This window comes from Acidovorax sp. Leaf73 (assembly GCF_916855635.1).
Taxonomy (GTDB): domain Bacteria; phylum Pseudomonadota; class Gammaproteobacteria; order Burkholderiales; family Burkholderiaceae_C; genus Acidovorax; species Acidovorax facilis.
Genome location: NZ_CAKASI010000002.1, coordinates 105,020 through 120,947 on the forward strand (window position 1 = coordinate 105,020; position 15,928 = coordinate 120,947).

General features: G+C 56.7%; 14 protein-coding genes. 5 read left to right on the forward strand and 9 right to left on the reverse strand.

The features are described 5' to 3' along the window. The first annotated feature begins 179 nt into the window (after window positions 1-179). Window positions 180-461, forward strand: coding sequence for a hypothetical protein (locus LPA35_RS06905; RefSeq protein ID WP_228896115.1), 282 nt, complete (start codon window positions 180-182; stop codon window positions 459-461). A 24-nt stretch (window positions 462-485) separates the two neighbouring features. On the opposite strand, the gene LPA35_RS06910 is transcribed toward LPA35_RS06905, so the two are convergent. Beyond that, entirely contained in the window at window positions 486-1,439 is a 954-nt protein-coding gene (locus LPA35_RS06910) for an alpha/beta fold hydrolase (RefSeq protein ID WP_228896116.1), read from the reverse strand. A 60-nt stretch (window positions 1,440-1,499) separates the two neighbouring features. After that, window positions 1,500-1,928 (reverse strand): organic hydroperoxide resistance protein, encoded by a 429-nt coding sequence (locus LPA35_RS06915; protein ID WP_228896117.1) that lies wholly within the window; start codon window positions 1,926-1,928, stop codon window positions 1,500-1,502. Window positions 1,929-2,047: 119 nt separating this feature from the next. Here LPA35_RS06915 and LPA35_RS06920 point away from each other — a divergent pair, with 119 nt between their 5' ends. Then, window positions 2,048-2,887, forward strand: coding sequence for an AraC family transcriptional regulator (locus tag LPA35_RS06920; RefSeq protein WP_228896118.1), 840 nt, complete (start codon window positions 2,048-2,050; stop codon window positions 2,885-2,887). A gap of 388 nt (window positions 2,888-3,275) precedes the next feature. Here LPA35_RS06920 and LPA35_RS06925 read toward each other — a convergent pair whose 3' ends face one another. Continuing rightward, a complete protein-coding gene (locus LPA35_RS06925; RefSeq protein WP_228896119.1) occupies window positions 3,276-3,845 on the reverse strand; it encodes a TetR/AcrR family transcriptional regulator in 570 nt (189 codons plus the stop codon). Between the two features lie 85 nt (window positions 3,846-3,930). On the opposite strand from LPA35_RS06925, the gene LPA35_RS06930 reads away from it, so the two are divergent. Beyond that, on the forward strand, window positions 3,931-4,398 hold the full coding sequence (locus LPA35_RS06930) for a DUF1348 family protein (RefSeq protein ID WP_228896120.1): 468 nt from the start codon (window positions 3,931-3,933) through the stop codon (window positions 4,396-4,398). A gap of 435 nt (window positions 4,399-4,833) precedes the next feature. After that, the gene (locus LPA35_RS06935; RefSeq protein WP_228896122.1) at window positions 4,834-5,457 is read left to right on the forward strand and encodes a tyrosine-type recombinase/integrase; all 624 of its coding nucleotides are present in this window, start codon (window positions 4,834-4,836) and stop codon (window positions 5,455-5,457) included. Between the two features lie 437 nt (window positions 5,458-5,894). On the opposite strand, the gene LPA35_RS06940 is transcribed toward LPA35_RS06935, so the two are convergent. The 6 genes from LPA35_RS06940 to LPA35_RS06965 form a co-directional block, all read right to left on the reverse strand. After that, window positions 5,895-8,933, reverse strand: coding sequence for an EAL domain-containing protein (locus LPA35_RS06940; protein ID WP_228896124.1), 3,039 nt, complete (start codon window positions 8,931-8,933; stop codon window positions 5,895-5,897). 532 nt (window positions 8,934-9,465) lie between these two features. Then, entirely contained in the window at window positions 9,466-9,690 is a 225-nt protein-coding gene (locus LPA35_RS06945; protein ID WP_228896126.1) for a hypothetical protein, read from the reverse strand. 279 nt (window positions 9,691-9,969) lie between these two features. After that, window positions 9,970-10,551, reverse strand: a complete 582-nt coding sequence (locus tag LPA35_RS06950; RefSeq protein ID WP_228896128.1) for a cysteine hydrolase family protein — start codon at window positions 10,549-10,551, stop codon at window positions 9,970-9,972. A gap of 202 nt (window positions 10,552-10,753) precedes the next feature. Next, complete coding sequence (gene ligD / locus LPA35_RS06955; protein ID WP_057228259.1) at window positions 10,754-13,294, reverse strand: DNA ligase D; 2,541 nt, start codon at window positions 13,292-13,294, stop codon at window positions 10,754-10,756. A 6-nt stretch (window positions 13,295-13,300) separates the two neighbouring features. Further along, a complete protein-coding gene (locus tag LPA35_RS06960; protein ID WP_057228257.1) occupies window positions 13,301-14,311 on the reverse strand; it encodes a Ku protein in 1,011 nt (336 codons plus the stop codon). 8 nt (window positions 14,312-14,319) lie between these two features. Beyond that, window positions 14,320-14,466, reverse strand: a complete 147-nt coding sequence (locus LPA35_RS06965) for a hypothetical protein (RefSeq protein WP_158004173.1) — start codon at window positions 14,464-14,466, stop codon at window positions 14,320-14,322. A gap of 842 nt (window positions 14,467-15,308) precedes the next feature. Between LPA35_RS06965 and LPA35_RS06970 the strand changes: the two genes are divergently transcribed. Further along, complete coding sequence (locus LPA35_RS06970; RefSeq protein WP_057228256.1) at window positions 15,309-15,866, forward strand: DUF1003 domain-containing protein; 558 nt, start codon at window positions 15,309-15,311, stop codon at window positions 15,864-15,866. The last annotated feature ends 62 nt before the right edge of the window (window positions 15,867-15,928 follow it).

The window sequence follows — 15,928 nt, forward strand, 5'->3', positions numbered from 1 at the left end:
ATTCAACGGGTGAAGAAGACCTATACATGGGAACGTGGACTTGGCCTAGATTGGACGTGTTGCTATACAAAACAGAGCGCTCAAGACGAGCGCTCTTTTTTTGGGGTTTTGCGAGAAGTCTTGCGGTCTAGGCAGGCGTTAGATGTCCAAAGACCGCAAGAGGCTGATCTGAGTCATTCATGGCACTGCGCCTGAGCGGCAGCAATCAGCAACACCAGCCTTTGAGCGCCGTCAGCCTCGATGGGCAGCTTCACATTGAAGACCGTTCAATCGCTTGCGTGGTTCACCGCGTATTCAAACGGAAGACAGCCGCTACAGGCGTGTGCTGCCCCATTGCTGCCGTCCGCCAAGCAGCTGTTTTTGCTGCCCATGTCGACATCACGCACTATCTACAAACATGGTCGATTCGCATATCAAATTTTTTACCTAGCAACATAAATACAAGCAAGGCCAAGGCTTAAAAATTTAAGCCTTGGCCTCAAGTTTTATTGAGCCAGGAAGTGCAAAAGATCCTGATTCAGACGGTCCTTGTGCGTATCGGTCAAACCATGCGGTGCACCGGGGTAGACAATCAGTTGTGCGCCCTTGATCTGCGCAGCTGCTGCCTTGCCAGCGGCGTCAATCGGCACCACTTGGTCATCATCGCCATGGATCACCAAGGTAGGCACATCGAATTTCTTGAGGTCGGCGCGGAAGTCCGTGGCCGAGAACGCCGAGATCGAGTCGTAGGTGTTCTTATGGCCCCCCTGCATGCCCTGCACCCAGAAGGACTGGATCAGGCCCTGATTGGGTGTGGCGCCTGGTCGGTTAAAGCCGAAGAAGGGGCCGGAGGCAATGTCCAGATACAGCTGCGAGCGGTTCTCCAGCGCGGCCTTGCGGATGCCATCAAACACTTCGATGGGCAGACCGCCAGGGTTGTCGGCCGTCTTGAGCATCAGCGGTGGCACGGAACTGACCAGTACGGCCTTCTTGACGCGGGCCGTACCGTGGCGACCGATGTAGCGTGCCACTTCGCCGCCGCCTGTGGAAAAGCCCACCAAGGTCACGTCCTTCAGATCCAGTGCATTGATCACGGCGGCCAGGTCGTCGGCATAGTGGTCCATGTCATTGCCATCCCATGGTTGACTGGAGCGGCCATGGCCACGGCGGTCGTGCGCCACCACGCGGTAACCTTTGGATGCCAGGAAGATCATTTGCGACTCCCAACTGTCCGAACTCAAGGGCCAGCCGTGGCTGAAGGTGACAACTGGGCCGTTTTTAGGACCCCAGTCCTTGTAGTAAAGCTGCACGCCATCGACGGTGGTAATGGTGCTAGCCGTGCGGGCAGATGCTTCGACCGGAGCGGGTGCGGTGTGGGAGGTGGTGGGCGCAGCCTGGGCCACGAGTTGGGCGGCTGCGGCGAGCAGAGCGATGGCAGAAGTACGGACAAACGCGTTCATTGTGATCTCCTGAAGATTTGAGGTCGGGGTGAGGAAGTAATGGATAAACAGGGGCGCTGCTTAGTCGGCGATCACCAGGGTGACGTCGATGTTTCCGCGGGTTGCGTTGGAGTAAGGGCAGACGATGTGTGCCTGCTTCACCAGGTCTTCGATCACGGCACGTTCCATCCCGGGGGCGCGGATGGTCAGCTGTACCTGGATGGCAAAACCCGTGGGGATGGGGCCGATACCGACTTCGCCGGTGATGCGGGTGTCAGCGGGCAAGACCTTCTTATTGCGCAGGGACACAAACTGCAGTGCGCTCAAGAAGCAGGCCGAATAGCCAGCGGCAAACAGCTGCTCGGGGTTAGTGCCGCTGCCGCCGGCACCGCCCAGTTCACGGGGCGTGGACAGTTGCACGGCCAGGGCACCGTCCGAGGAAACAGTTTGGCCGGTGCGGCCGCCGGTGGTGGTGGCAGAGGCGGTGTAGAGCACTTTGGCGAGGGACATGGTTTTCAACTCCTGCGTGGGGTGCAGTTCAGTACTGCGTTGCGACAGGAAGAAGTTTCTCGCGTTCAGCGATACGATTTATGATGATTAGTATTTGATTCTTGACTTTCGGTATTTTTATGGTGGATCGCTTGGCAGCCTTGCTCAATCACTTCTCGGTCACGGCCGAGATGTTTCATGCTGGTACCTTGTGCGGCAGCCACTGGCTGGCTGCCAAGGAAAACATGGGACAGATGCACCTGATACGCCGTGGCCCGCTCACCGTCTACCACGGGAGTGAGCAGCTGGAAATCGATACCCCCAGCCTGCTGCTTTACCCACGGCCCATGCCGCACCGTTTTGAAAGCAATGCGTATTCGGGTGCCGACATGGTCTGTGCGAACTTGGTGTTTGCCGGTGGGATGAACAACTCCATTGCCGATGCGTTGCCCAACGTGGTCTGCCTGCCACTGGAAGATATGCCCGATGCCGCCGTGGTGCTGCAGTTGCTGTTCGATGAAGCCTTTGCCCAGCGCTGTGGGCGCACTACGGTGCTGAACCGCTTGTTTGAGGTGGTGCTGATCCAGGTGCTTCGACAGCTGATGGAACGCAGTCAGGTGCAGGGAGGCATGCTGGCGGGGTTGGCCCATCCGCGCTTGCGGTTGGCCTTGGTGGCCATGCATGAGTCTCCCGCCAATGCCTGGAGCCTGGAGGAACTGGGCGCGCTGTGCGGCATGTCGCGCAGTGTGTTTGCCAACAGCTTTCGCGACACGGTGGGCTGCACGCCCGGGGTGTATTTGCAGAACTGGCGCATGGCCATTGCCCAGCGCCTGCTGCGCCAGGGCCAGTCGCTGCTGCAGGTAGCCGATGCCGTGGGCTACGGCAGCGAGACGGCGTTTTCCCGCGCCTTCCGCGCCCAGATCGGCATGCCACCACGCCAATGGCGCGAAGCACAAAAGCAGGCGCAGGTAATGACTTAGGCGCGTTGCCGCGTCTGCCAAAGTGAAATAGTGACCCATGCAGCGATCACGGCGCCCTGAGCATGCACGGCCGTGAGCAACGGAGTCCGTTGAGCCAGACAACTTGCAACCATAGTGGGCAGGCCGTTAACCAGGTAGCTTTGCAGGTAGAACGTGCCCATGAGTCCGGCGCGGTCATGCGCCAGCGGCAGCAGGCTACGAGCCTCAACCGACCGAAGTCACCACCCTGCCTGAGTCCCATGCCAGCGACGCGGGATTGCCGCCGAGCTTCGGCTTCCTGGCGGGCTTGACAAACGTCAGCCTCGGCAAAAAGCGGTCACACAGTGCACCGTTGAAGCCGGCCGGCCAGACCCATATAAAGCTGACGCTGCAGAGTTCACACGCGGCATTAGCTCGCAGCGATTCTTTCGACGATGACTTGGAGGCTCCCAAGCACTTGCTCAAGTGGTTGGCCCATCTGTACATGGACGATAGCGCCGTCCACGGCCAGTGACAGCGACGGGCCTGCAGAGACAGCAGGGCTGCCGAACAACTCATCCAAAACGCATCCCATCTCCTTTTTGTGCTGGCGCACAACTTCCAGGATGCCTGGATCGGCAGAACCCAGCTCAGCCGCGGCATTCAGGAACGCGCAGCCTCGAAAGTGGGACTGACTAAACCAGCCTCTCAGCGTACGGAGTAGCGCCTCAACCGCATTCGCGCCGTCACGGGACTCTTGCGCCAGACTGCTCTTGAACCACGACATCCACTCTTGGTGTCGGTAATCCAGGTAGGCCCGAATCAACTCGTCTTTGCTCGCGTACTGGCGATAGAACGTGACCTTACTGACCGACGAGCGATCAATGATTCGGTCAACACCTGTCGCCCTGATTCCTTCGCTGTAAAAAAGCTCATGGGCGGCTACCAAGATTCGCTCCCGTGGAGGCAGCGCAGCAAAAGATGGTTTTTCAGGGTTCATGCAGATATTGTAGACAGATCGTTCTACATCGAATAGCATTCAGTATGTAGACAGATCGTTCTACATACTTGCATAGAGGTCAATCATGGAATCACGCCCACCCCTGCCCCCGTTCACCCACGAAACCGCCGTACAGAAAGTTCGCTTGGCGGAAGACGGCTGGAACACACGCGACGCCGCCAAGGTTGCCTTGGCCTATACGCTGGATACGAAGTGGCGCAATCGTGCCGAGTTCGCCAACAACCGAGCCGAAGCCCAGGCTCTCCTTGAAAGAAAGTGGAAGAAGGAACTTGACTACCGACTCATCAAGGAGCTCTGGCTACATGAGGGGAATCGAATTGCAGTTCGCTACGCCTATGAGTGGCATGACGACGCTGGCAACTGGTTCCGGTCGTACGGAAACGAAAACTGGGAGTTTGAGGCCGATGGCCTGATGCGCCGTCGCTACGCTTGTATCAACGACATGCCCATCAAGGAGTCGGAGCGTAAATTCCACTGGCCGCTTGGACGTCGTCCCGACGACCACCCCGGACTCACCGAACTGGGGCTGTAACCCGCACAGACGACCCAAAGCTGCCTATCCGCTTTGGGTCGTCTGCTCGTACAACGTTACAGCAGACATCCAGCGACCTATCTATCTGCCTGCACTTGATGGTCGTTACCCGCTGCACACCTGAAACCCGTCACTGGACTATCCCCCGCGTCGATGCTCGGATGGCAGGTATGCAACTGTGACCATTAGGAAGCGTTTCGACTATGAGCAGCGGCAATCGCTGCACCACAGACCGCCAACGCGGCGGCTTCAGGCTGATTGCAGTCGCACAACATGCAGTCGTTGAACGACTGCTGCGATCGAGAGCAGACAGTGAAGAACATCACTGGGCGTTTTTCTGCACCGCAAGAACTGACACAGCTACCGTGGTCACTCGTGGACAACGGCGTCTAGAAGGCGCATGGTCTTTGTCCCCCCACTCCATGGGAGACCATCATGGAATCCGTTGCAGCCGTCGTTCATCGCGAGCCCTGGAACAAGGGAAAGATCGTTGGTCAGAAGGCGCCGTTCAAGCCCAAAGACATCTGGGCGCTGCGCGTGCGCCTACAGATGGAGAACCGGGTGCGCGAGCTTGCGCTCTTCAATCTGGGAATCGACAGCAAGCTACGCGGGTGCGACCTGGTCGCCCTCAAAGTCCGCGATGTTTGCCATGGCGACCAAGTCGCTTCACGAGCAACGGTCATGCAGCACAAAACTCATCACCCCGTCCAGTTCGAGCTGACGGCGACCACTCGCGAAGCGCTTCAGCAATGGATCAAGACCGCCAAGCTGAAATCAGAAGACTTTATCTTTCCGAGCCGACTTCACAAGTCGCCGCATCTCGGGACGCGTCAGTACGCCCGAATTCTTGAGCGCTGGGTGTTGCAGCTTGGCTTGGATCCAACAGAGTATGGAACGCACTCCATGCGGCGCACCAAGGCTACGCTCATTTACCGCAGAACAAAGAACCTACGCGCAGTCCAGCTCCTCCTGGGCCACTCAAAGATCGAGTCAACTGTCCGTTATCTTGGCATTGAGGTCGACGATGCTCTTGAGCTATCCGAACAGACCGAGATTTGAGTTGACGGAGCACAAAATTCTCACCGGGGGCGGCTAAGCTGTGGGCCTTAGATCACCGGAAGCTGTGGGATCACGAAGGGCATCCCGGGCAGCAGATCCGAAGTTGATCGATTCCTTTTTTGGGAGCTATAGCCCTCAGAGTTTGTTTTTGCGAAACAGCGTTCGCTGCGGACGACAATAGTCATTCAGCTCATCCTGAAGAAACCGGCCCCACATCTTGGAGCTCAGTCGCGTAAGCGCAGGAGAACCCATCACGGTAGTCGCTAGCGCGTCTGGCCAATCCGTGCGCCCTCCGCTCGGACCTCGTGTACTTGGAACTCACACTATCACTCTACTTGCGGCAGGCTACTAAAGGTCAACGCTGGATCGGCATCAATGGTCCGTTTGATGTTGGCGCCAACATCTTGGAGCGTACGAGCAAGCCCAACCTGCCCCAGCTAAAGAGAATCTAATCGCGGTATGGCTCTGTTGCGGAAAGAGTCATGATGATTGAATGCCTCACGAATGTTCTCGCGCAGCAAATCATCGTCCCAGGGTTTAGTAAGGAACTTGTAGATGGATCCGCGATTGATCGCGTCCGCAATAGACTCAAGATCGGTGTACCCTGACAAGATGATCCGAATCGTTTCTGGATAAAGATCACGGACGCGGGACAAAAACTCCGTGCCGGACATTTCTGGCATCCGCTGATCCGACAAAATCACCTGCACATCGTGATCACCGAGGATTCTCAGGCCCTCTTTTGCACTCGAAGCGGCCAGGATTTCATATCCATCCCGCCGCAGTACGCGTCTTAGAGCTGAAAGAATGCCCGGCTCGTCATCGACCACCAGAATTCTTCGCACCGGAGCATCAGGCTCTCGCGGAACCGGAATACAAGCTCCGGTATGAAGCAGCTGTCCCATGTCCTGCATGGATAAGGGCTTGCTGAAGTAATACCCTTGTATCTCATCGCAGTGTTTGCGACGCAGGTAGTTCATCTGGGCTTCTGTCTCGACCCCTTCGGCAATCACTTTGAGCTTGAGATTGTGGGCCAGATCAATGATGGCAATACAAATTGCAGCAGCATCAGGGTCGTAAATAACATCTTTGACGAAGCTCTGATCGACCTTCAAATAGTCGATAGGCAGCTTCTTAAGGTAGGCCAACGAAGAATAGCCCGTACCAAAATCGTCAACCGCCACGCGAACACCGAATTCGCGCATTTTCCTCAGACACTGCACGCACGATGCCACGTCCTCCACGAACAGGCTTTCCGTGATTTCTATGTCCAGAATGCTTGCATTGAAGGCTTGGAGTTTCTTGCGAACAGCATCCGCGAAATCTGCTCGCCTCATCTGGACCGCCGACACGTTGACCGCGATTCGTGGGGGTACGAGCCCCAGGGCGCACCATTGCGCATGGTCGGCAAGAGCCCGTTCGATGACCCATTGCCCCACTTCACCGATCATGCCGGTTTCTTCCAAGATGGGAACGAACTGTGCTGGGGGTATCAGGCCGACTTCGGGATCTTGCCAGCGGATTAGCGCCTCCATGCCCGTAATCTTTCCATCATGCAACCCAACCTTCGGCTGATAGTGCAAGAGGAATTGATCGCTCTTCAGCGCCTTGTGCAGCTTGCTTTCGATGCTCAACTGATTGCGCACCCGAGTGTTCATCGAGGTGGCATAGAACTGGTATCGACCCTGGCTGGCGCTGGCCTCGCGGCAAGCGGCTTCAGCATTGGTGAGCAAGACATCCGCATCATGCCCATCCTCAGGAAACATCGCGATTCCTGCGCGCAAAGTCAGATACAGCTCTTTACCTTCGACGAGAAAAGGTTTGTCGATTTGCGGCTGTACTTTTTCACGCAAAAAATGTGCGACATCCGAAGGCGACCCGCAGTGTGTAAGAACACCCCCGAACTGGTCGGCACCGATTCTGGCTATTTGGTTTGTACGGCCAACAACCTCCGAAAGGCGCAAGGCCACGAGCTTGAGCAGTACATCGCCCACGTGCCTTCCTAGCGTGTCATTGACGTTCTTGAAGCGGTCTACGTTGAACCACAGCAACGCCATCTTCGAAGAACTCTCGGGGTTGTTCTGCGTCAACTGGCGTATGCGATCTTGAAGCAGACTCCTGTTGGGCAAACCGGTGAGTGCGTCGTAGTAGGCAAGATAGTTGAGCTCTTCCGCTTTCTCTAAATGATCCAGCGAAAACGCAATGTCGTTTGCCAGCTCCTCCAGCAAAAGAACTTCTTCGTCATCGAAAAAGTGTGTTTCTTCGGAATACAGCACCAATACCCCAATGGATTGCTGCGCGATGGAGAGCGGCAGAACGGCGAAACTTGCGAAGCCACGGTCGAGCGCCTGCTGTTTGAGCACAATCCGCTCATCTTTGGCGGTGTTCTGGACGAGGATTGTGAAACCTTTTCGGATGCTCTGCCCGACTATTCCGTACTCGCTCTCCTGCTCGACGCGCATTCCCATTGGGATGTGTTCGATATAGTCCTCCCCCGCCCCGGACCATGCCACAGCGGCTACGCGCTGCGAATCGTTATCCACAAGACCGATCCATGCGAGCTTGAAGCCTCCTGCATGGACAGCGATATTGCAGGCCTCCTGGAAAAGTTCTTCCCGATTCTGGGTTCGTACGATGAGTGAGTTGATTCCGCTGAGCACAGCGTAGACCCTATTGAGCCGCTGGACCTTAATTTCAGCGTTCTTGCGTTCAGTGATATCAACCACTGAGCCTGCCATGTAGGTGGCGCGTCCGTGTGCGTTCCAGACCGCCTGTCCCTTGGCGTGGGACCAGCGATAGCTACCATCCTTTGCCAAGGCTCTATATTCGACGTCATAGGGAACATGGTTCCTGATATGTGCGGAGAATGCAGCGAGGACTCGCACTCGGTCGGCGGGTTCTAGAAGCGCAAGCCATCCCTCTGCGGTGTTCTCGACATCTTCTTCGCTATAGCCCAAACGCATCTTCCACTGCGGCGAAATCTGGGCCAACCCCGTTTCGATGTCCCAGTCCCACACATCGCCCGTGGACGCTGCGAGTCTGAACCGCAACTCACTGTGACGCAATGCTTCCAGCGTTCTCCGCTGCTCAAGCGCTGACTGCGCATCCCCCAACGCGCGACGCACAGCTGGGGCCAACCTTGCAAGATCGTGCTTCAGGACGTAGTCGGTCGCACCGCTTTTGAGCGCATGGATGACGTGGTCCTCACCGAAGACCTCTGACACCAAAATGAAGGGTGTATCGGGACAAACATCCCTGGCGACTAGAAGGGCATCCAATCCACTAAATTGAGGCAACTTGAAATCCGAAACGATTAATTCGGGTAACTGGTCCTGCAGGGCAGAGCGCAAGCTCTTTTCGGAATCCACAACTCGGATCTCGGGATTCAGAGCCGCTCGCTGCAGAAGCTGCGCAACTAACTCGACGTCACTCGGGTTGTCCGAAACAGCCACAATGTTCAGGGATGCGATCTGCAACTGCCTCTCCTCGCTTCCGCAAGAGTGCGGGTGCGTCACGGTCAGTCTACGCAACGAGCCCTCGGATATCAAGAAATTCGGTCACCTTGCCCCGCTTCACATCTGAGCCCGGTCCTAACTGCCGGTTTCAAGTCAGGCACGCCCATCCCCAGTACAAGCGCAGGCTGCTCAGGCACTGGCGGCGGTGGTACCCAGCTGTTGCTCGGATAATCCGCAAAATCTTGCCCGCCCGCATTTGAGGACCACTTTTGCAGGCGCTTGATGGACATCCATGTGCAGTCCCTTGACGCCGTTAGGCAAGCCCAGTTCCTTACGAATCACCCGTACCAAAGCGGCTTCTCCTGGGTCTAGGTCAACGGTGAGGCGGTCGGTCGGTCGGTCGGTCGGTCGGTCGGTTAATTTTGTCTTCACCGACCTTTCAGGTGTGAAACTTAACCGCGTTCATCTGCGCAGGGCAGCAGCCCAGATTGCAGGGACACAATGTGCAAGAGCTGCGAGGGGCCCCTGAAAACTGCCACTGTCGCGCCCAATACTAGGGCTGCAGAGGTTCGTGCTCTCTAGCGAGCGCCTCACGTCCCTTTGGTGTTAGTGCTAGCACGCGCGCATGGTGTATGCCGGAGAGCGGGTGTGGCAGCAAAACGGACACCAGATCGGCAGCGCGCAACACCCGAAGCTTGTCAATGCTCTCCTCATCTTCAACGGTGATCGGCAACTGAGCTTGAGCGATCTCCCGCAGGTACTCGAAAGGCACAGGCATCTCCTCGAAAAACGTCTGGAAGCGAGAAATTTTTATGTAGTTGTCCGCAACGCTATGTAATAAATCGTTTACCCCACTCCACTCATGGACAAGCGAACTCTTGGGTCGAATGACGACTGCGGATTCGGAGACTCACGGGCTCCGAAGATGCCCCATGGCATCGTCCCTGCGATGGTTGCAATCTCGACAAAAAGCGTTGGACAGTAAATAGCGAGGGTATCGCTATCGCTGATAGTTTGCGGACCGTGCCTGGGGGGAGCCATGGAGCACGAAGCTCGACTATCTGGCTCTTCTTATAGAACACTTCAACACACGCGACATCTGGCGCAGGGCTGCGGCTTTCGAGGTGTCTTTCTCCGCAGCGGTGCAGTCGCTCGGCACCCAGACTTTGTACCCATGCATGTAGGCGTCCATCGCCGTCAGATGGACACACATGTCCGCAGCCAAGCCCACTACGATCAATTCGCGTGCCTTCAGCTGGTGTAAAAGATGGTCCAGCGGGGTTGAGTGAAATGCAGAATGGCGAGGCTTCAGGATTGTTAGGTCGCGCGGTTGGGGGGCAAGCAAGGTGGCAATCTCGCCACGAGCCCCGGCCAGAGCTTGGCAGGCCGTCACCAGCTGTTTGAAATCTGAATGCCAAATCCCGTAGTTGTCATTGGCATAGATGGCGGCAACACCTTTGGACGCCAAACGTTTTTTAAGCTGTGCTGTGGCCCTGGCAGCAGGTAACGCACGCTTGAGCAAGCTCTCCGCGCCCGGAAAGTGCATGGGGTTGATGAAATCCACCAATACTAGAATCGTCGGGCTTGCCTTCAGAGAGTGCTGGTGAGCCCTGTCAAGAATGGTGGTCCTGGAAGTCATAGCATGAACACCTGTGGGCCATCCGAGGTTTCAGTTGCCAGCCTTATCAGGAATGCGCCTGGCCATGGAGCTCTCCTGAAAGTAATCGGTCAGTCTGTTCTCATTGCTGTCGCCTGGTTGTAGGACGTATTCAGTCAGAGATGTCTCCTTCACCCGGCGGAGAATGGAGAAAGCTCCGTCCTTTCGGCGACCCCTATCTGCTTTAGGGGAGGCGACCGAGTGCCTTGATCGCCGCAGACAAAGAGACGGCAGCTCCGCCATAGTCTCGCCACGGTCCGTTACCGGTGCGCAGTCTGCGCCCGACAGATTGAACGTTCCAGTGCGCACCACCGGTGACCCTGCCTAGCTCTTCCCACGATACTGGCACCGACACCCCCATCCCAGGACGGGCTCGGGCTGTCCAGGCGCTGGCGGTGGTAGCGCCAAGTCCATTGCGCAGATAGTCCGCAAAAATCTTGCCCACGCGATTTTTCGGGCCACTCTTGGCTACGAACCGCTGCGGGATGGTGCGTGCCAGGTGTTGAACGACCTCATGGCTGAAGCCTTTGACGGTGTCCCAGTCGTGCAAGCGCTTGATGGGCACAATGATATGCAGACCTTTGCCGCCACTGGTCTTGAGAAACGCTGGCAAGCCTAATTCGGTGAGCATCACGCGTACCAAGGTGGCGGCCTCCTGCACATGTTCCCACAGCACTCCTTCTCCGGGATCCAGGTCAAAGGTAATGCGGTCGGGGCGGTCTATCTTGTCTTTGCGGGCATTCCAGGTGTGGAATTCCACCGTATTCATTTGCGCAGCTGAGAGCAAGCCCTCCAGGCTGCTCACCTCTAGCAAGGGCGGGTGAGACGGGTATAGCGCTTGCGCAAGCTCTCGCACGCCGCTCACCCCCTTTGCGCGCCCAACATCCCAATGTTTCTGGAAGAACAGGTCCCCGTCTATCCCATCGGGTGCGCGGACCAGTGAAGTTGGCCGTGCTTTGAGGTGGGGCATTAACAGCGGTGCCACGGTGGCGTAATAGCGCACTAGGTCCATCTTGGTGATGCCGGTGGACGGATCGATGATGCGGTCCGCATTGGACACGCGCACGCTGCCCACAGCCGAGTCGGCTGCTGGGGTGGTCTTGCTGAGTGGCTGGGGCTTTTCTTGCGGGATGAACTTGGGGGTTTTGTCGCTACGCAAGCCCCTGAACACCGCGTGGCGAATGCGACCCTCATGGGTCCACTCCGCAAAGGACACCTCTGCAAGAAGCCGGGGAGTGACCCAGTGCGCCTTCTTGTCGACCGCCCTGGCGTTCTCAAACGGGTTTTTCGATACCTTGATCCTCTGCAGTTTTGCATGCAAATCCGTCAGCAGTTGCTGACTGAAGCCCGTGCCCACGTTGCCCACATAGCGCAAGGTGCCATCATCGTCATGCACACCCAGCAACAATGAACCAAACCCGAAGCGGGAACCCTGGGGATCGGTGTATCCGCCAATCACAAACTCCTGACGATGGCTGCATTTGAGCTTGATCCAGTCCTTGGTGCGACGCGACACGTATGCACTGTCTTTTCGCTTGCCGATGACGCCTTCAAAACCCAGTTGGCAAGCCGAAGAGACTAAGTCCGAGGGCTGGACATCAAAAGCCTCGCTGAAGCGGATGTGGTCCGAGGAAGACGCACCAATAACCTTGCCAAGTTGCTCTCGGCGTTCCATGAGCGAAAGACTGCGCAGATCGTCGCCGTCCGCATAGGGCAAATCGAATACGTAGAAAACCAGCTTGTCCGTAGACTCGCCATCAAAAGCGTTTTGCAGCGCCTGAAAATCCGGGATGCCCTGTGCATCGGGCATCAATACCTCGCCATCGATCCATCCTGATTTCAGTGGCAGGCTGGCAACCGCCTGCGCAAGGTGCGGCAACTTAGCAGTCCAGTCGTTGCCATTGCGGGTGTACAGGCGCGCCTTGCCATCCTCAACGCGCGCCATCAAACGGTAGCCGTCAAACTTCAGCTCCCAGATCCATTCTTCCGCATCTGCGGGAAGGCCCTCCACCAGTGTGGCGAGCTCGGGAGAGAGTTTGGTGGGGAGGGGCACTACGGGGGCTTTTTTCGAGGTCTTTGGTGGGGCGCTGGGCCGAGTTCGGACGGGTTTTCCTGTTGATCGTTTATCTTGCTGCGGCACTGTGTCGCCCTTCTTAGGCGGCAAGGGCGGCGGGATGGCTGCCACGCTGTCCGGCATTTCGTCTACTACGCTGAAAATCTGTGCAGAACGCTCCAGTCCGTCGCGCTCCTTAATGAGCAGCCAAGGGGGCTGGCGCTCGCCGCTACGGCCGTGCATGCGCACCAAAGTCCAGTGTCCCTGCAGCTTGTGTCCATGAAGCTTGAACTTGAGCTTGCCGTTGCGATAGCCCTCCGCGGGATCACCCTGAGGCTCCCAATAGCCTCGGTCCCAGATGATGACTCGGCCTGCACCGTACTGCTTGGGCGGTATCTCGCCTTCAAAGCTGTTGTACGAAATGGGATGGTCTTCCACCTGCACCGCCATACGTTTTTCTGCCGGGTCAAAGCTCGGTCCTTTCGGAACCGCCCAACTCTTCATCGTTCCCTCGATTTCCAGCCGCAGGTCATAGTGCAGGCGACTCGCCCAGTGCTTCTGAATGACGAACTGCAGCGCTTCAATACCAGGGGCCCCACCTTCTACAGGTTCTGGCGTGATGCTGAAGTTGCGTTTCTTCTTATACGCATCGAGAGCGTCCTTCATAGCCATGGTTCGTTATGCGGCGCGTCGGCCAGTTTTTTTGGAGGCGGGTTTTGTGGGCTTGGCGGACGGGGCGCTTTTATTTTTGGCAAGGGGCTTCTTGGCAGCAGCTTTCTTGGCGGGCGTGGACGGAAGCCGAGTCACGGATGCCTTGGCTTTGCCTGTCGACAGACTGCGCGATTTCTCCGGCGACTGGGAAGACTTTCCCGCCAGGCTACGTTTCAGGAGCGAAGTGAGATCCAACACCTCGGCGCCTGCAGATGCCGGCGGGCTGCTCTCCACCTTCGCAACATCGGCGATGTCTCCGGCTGAGGCCTTCTTCTCCACCAGCGCATTGATTTGGTCAGCAAAGGAGTTGCGGAAGCTGTCCGCATCCCATGCCTGTGTCATGTCATCGATAAGCTGCACGGCCATAGCCATTTCAGCATCTTTGATACCTGCGGTCTTGGGGTCCAAAGGTGGCAGATTCAATTGCTCGAATGATCGAATTTCGCCGCCCCAGCGAAGGAGATTTAATATGAGCGCCCGACCACAAGGTATGAGCACGGCGAGGTGCTGCTTGGACTGGATGACGACCTTGGCCACACCTACCTTGTTACTTTTGCGGAGCGCTTCGCGGAGCAAGGCGTAGACCTTCTCGCCCCGCTTGAGTGGAGCGGTGTAGTAAGGCCGCTCAAGATACACAAACGGAATCTCATCAGCGTCAAGAAACGCTTCGATTTCGATGGTCTGGGTGACTTTCGGAAAAGCAGCTGCGATCTCTTCGGGTGAAAGAACGACGTAGCGTCCTTCCTCGTACTCCACGCCCTTCACGATGTCGGTGCTGGCGATGTCCTTGCCAGTGATCTTGTTGATTCGCTTGTACCCTACTGGCTGCATAGAGCGTTTATCGAGCCAGTCAAAATCAACGCCCGAACTCGCGGTGGCCGAATACAACCCGACCGGGATATGTACGAGGCCAAAGCTGATAGCCCCTTTCCACATGGTGCGGGTAGATGTGGGTGCCTGGCCCCGGTCTTCTGCCATGACGCCGCTCACTGGGAAACAAGGTAATTGTTGACTGCGCCGCCCGAGGGCACGACTGCCACCACCGCCATCCAACAGTGGGGCCAGCCGCGCAGCTCGTAAGGCTCCCCCAATCTGATGAACGCGCCGTCGTGAATAGTTTTGTCGTAACTCATATATCAACTCCTTGAAAGGCACTTAGTCGAAATGCGTCTAGGGACTGGTGGAGGAAGAGACATTCAAGCGCATAAATGGGATCACCGAGCGTGCATGGCAATCAGTGCTTAGCGATACAACTAGACCGTGTGGCTTGCCCCTCCACCGTAGCGCTAAAAAATCATCCCAGCGGTTTCCACCGTGGCGGCTCGGGCTCTGGGTACGGAAACATTTCGCGCCGGGGACGCTGCAACGCTTCCCACTGCCGCATTCGCTTCAGTTGACGGGGTTTGAGAAGTACAGAACCGGAGCGATGGGTCTTCGACATATAGGCCTCCTCAACGCGTGGACCGAAATAACAATGCTGGCCGCCGTTGCGTTGTCACCTGATTTGCGGTGCGTTCAATGCGGCCCTCTGGGGTACTTTGCGTATGAGCCTCACACGCGTGCGTGAAGGCAAGAAAATTTTCGTATGTGAACGCAAGAACCCGGCGCTCGCAATTCTCACAAGAGGGTATTTGCGCTGCACTTTGCTTTCTCATTGGAGTGACCTCCACCATTGCCAGAACGTCACATCAGCGTAGGACATGCACCCAGCGTCCGGGAGCAGGAATCTTTCAATCGAGCGTGTAGGTCATCACCGATTCAAAGCTGGAGTGATCACATTGCTCCGGACTGTCGGGAGTACGGACATTGAGCCTTGTTGGCCACCCACGTTTGCCTACGACTTTCGCCTACATCGACCTCATTCCTGTCTATCGACGATGCAGTTCCCAACGATCTATAAGGGACATTCGGATCCCCTGGCGTTTGACTTCAAAAAACTGGTGGCTTCGGGTTGGCCAATTTTCAAGGAGATTCTGTGGACCACGTCAATGATCACATTGCGCAAGTCACTTATCGAAATATCGAGAACATCCTATGCGCCGAGGACGTTCGAAGGAACAACACTCAGCTTCTTTACCGGGCTGTAGCGAAGGTAACTCAGGCATGCGGCACGGTGGGCTTTCTGGCTCTAAACGCCTTCATTTTTATTGGTTGGATAGTGTTCAACGAGCTCATCGTTAAGTTCGATCCTTTTCCATACACCCTGCTGCTATTTGGAGTGTCGCTCGAAGCGATTTTTCTGTCAGTTTTGATTCTCATCAGTCAGAACATGGCAGCAGCGGAGAGTGAACGTAGACACCATTTGGACCTCCAGATGAATCTACTCTCAGAACGAGAAATTACGGCGCTCATGCGGCTTGTAGTGCATATGGCAGAGAAGAACGGTATCCCGGATGAAAAGACGGAGGAAGTGCGTGCTTTCGCCCACGAAACGGATCCTGCGGGTGTGCTCCATCAGATCGTCCGCGCTGAACACCGACATCGCCTGGTCGTCGCAGGGGAGACCGCCCAGCCCAGGGCCAAAAGTGGCTGATGGGCTCCGCTGAAGTTCGGCCCCTGGGCATATCCCGCGTCACTGGAGCGACTGGCCACGCA